General features: G+C 73.2%; 3 protein-coding genes. 2 read left to right on the top strand and 1 reads right to left on the bottom strand.

What is annotated here, in order from left to right; translation table 11 throughout:
* The coding region (locus VF697_RS10450; protein WP_331093831.1) for a YfhO family protein at positions 1 to 1,032 on the top strand (1,032 nt) is incomplete at its 5' end.
* Positions 1,033 to 1,063: 31 nt separating this feature from the next.
* Positions 1,064 to 1,606, top strand: coding sequence for an LPS assembly lipoprotein LptE (gene lptE, locus VF697_RS10445; RefSeq protein WP_331093829.1), 543 nt, complete (start codon positions 1,064 to 1,066; stop codon positions 1,604 to 1,606).
* 11 nt (positions 1,607 to 1,617) lie between these two features.
* On the opposite strand, the gene rpsT is transcribed toward lptE, so the two are convergent.
* The coding region (gene rpsT, locus VF697_RS10440) for a 30S ribosomal protein S20 (protein WP_331093833.1) at positions 1,618 to 1,779 on the bottom strand (162 nt) is incomplete at its 5' end.

The raw sequence follows: 1,779 nt of genomic DNA, 5'->3' as shown, positions 1-1,779 counted from the left end.
CTCGGCTTCGGCGCGGGGGTGCTGGCCGTGTGCGCGCTCCTGGTGCGGGCGCCCGTGGGAGTCCGAGGCCCTGTCCTCTTCGCCCTGGTGTTCCTGGAGACCAGCGCCAGCAGCCTGCCCGTCCTCGACGTGCGGCCGCTCGAGGACTCGGCCACGCCTCCCGTCACGGTCGAGCCGCTGCGGGCCATGGGCGTGGGGCCCGGGAAGATGCGCGTCATGAACCTCGGCATCGACAACCAGCCCCTGGACGAGGGGAGCCTGGCCACCGAGGCGGATCGCCAACGGGCGGACGTGGAGCGCGATGCGCTGCTGGCGCTGATCGGCGGCCAGTACGGCGTCGAGGTGACCGACCTCTACTTCCAGGGGCAGGTGGCCCAGGTCTCCGAGCTGTTCGGGGCGGGGCAGCAGTGGGTGGAGGCGCTCGCGCCGCGGTTGAACGTGGGCACGGCCCTCTCCCGGGAGGAGTACGCGCCGGACTTCGCGGCGCTGGGCTTCCAGCAGCGGGGAAAGACGGGCACGGGCGTGGTCGTCTTCGAGGTGCCCCGGGTGTGGCCTCGCGCCTATCTGGCCGCTCCGCGCGCCCTGGAGCCCGGGAAGGAGCCGCGCCTGCAACTCGCCACGCTGGAGCCGGGTGCCGTGCTCGTCCCTGGCTGGGCGGAGCCTCCCGGGCCTCCCGTTACCGGCACGGCGAGCATCACCGCGTACGCTCCCGAGGAGGTGCGGGTGGCCGTCCAGGCGGATGCGCCCGGGGTGCTCGTCCTCAGCGATCTCCACAGCCCCGGCTGGAGCGCCACCGTGGGCGGCGAGCCCGCGCCGATCCTCCACGTCAACCTGGTGGTGCGGGGCGTGCGCGTCCCTGCGGGGACGCACGAGGTGGTGTTCCGCTACGAGGCGCCGGGCCTGACGGCGGGGCTGACCGTCAGCGGGCTCTCGCTGGCGCTGCTGGGGCTCCTGCTGGCGTGGCCATGGCCCTGGCGCCGGCTGGGAGCGGCCCTGGCGCACGAAGGGGGAGGGGGCACCGCGCACGCTTGACCGCCGGGCTCGCGCCGCTACTGTGGGCGCCATGTCGCGGATGAGCGTGGTGGGGTGGGTTCTCGTGCTGTCGGGTCTCGGGTGTGGCTACCGCTTCACGCCCCGGGGCGCGGCGCTGCCGGAGGGCGTGCGCACGGTGTGCGCGCCCGTCTTCAGCAACAACACGCCCGAGCCGGGTCTGGAGCTGCTCTTCACCCGGGCCTTCCGTCAGGAGCTGATGCGCGCCGGAGTGCTCGGCGGCACCGGGGCCTGCGAGGCCTCCGTGCGAGGCGAGGTGGTGTGGGTGGGCAGCGCGCCCACCATTCTCACCGAGCCCGTCTACCAGGGGAACACGCGGATCGCCGAGCCCCAGCTCGCCAGCTATCGCACCTCGGTGACGGTGCAGTTGCGGCTGATGAAGGACGAGCGGGTGCTCGCGGAGACGACCGTCTCCGGAAACGAGGACTTCCTGCCGGGCACGGCGAGCGTGTCCGGCGACGTCCTGGAAGCTGAAGCCAACCGGCAGGCCGCGCTTCACCGTCTCTCGGAGACGTTGATGCGCGAGGGGTACGACCGGTTGGCGAGCAACTGGTGAGACGACTGCGACTACTTCGCGGCGGCCTTGGCGCGGTTCGCGGCCTTGGCGAGCCGGGAGATGCGGCGCGAGGCGGCGCGCTTGTGGATGACGCCCTTGGAGGCGGCCTTGTTGAGGGTGCGGGTGGCGGCCTTGACGGCGTCGCCGGACTTCGCCGCGTCCTGGGTGGTGAG

Source organism: Archangium sp., from assembly GCF_036388035.1.
In the GTDB taxonomy this organism is placed as follows: Bacteria; Myxococcota; Myxococcia; order Myxococcales; family Myxococcaceae; genus Archangium.
This window is presented reverse-complemented; position numbering and strand designations above follow the sequence as displayed.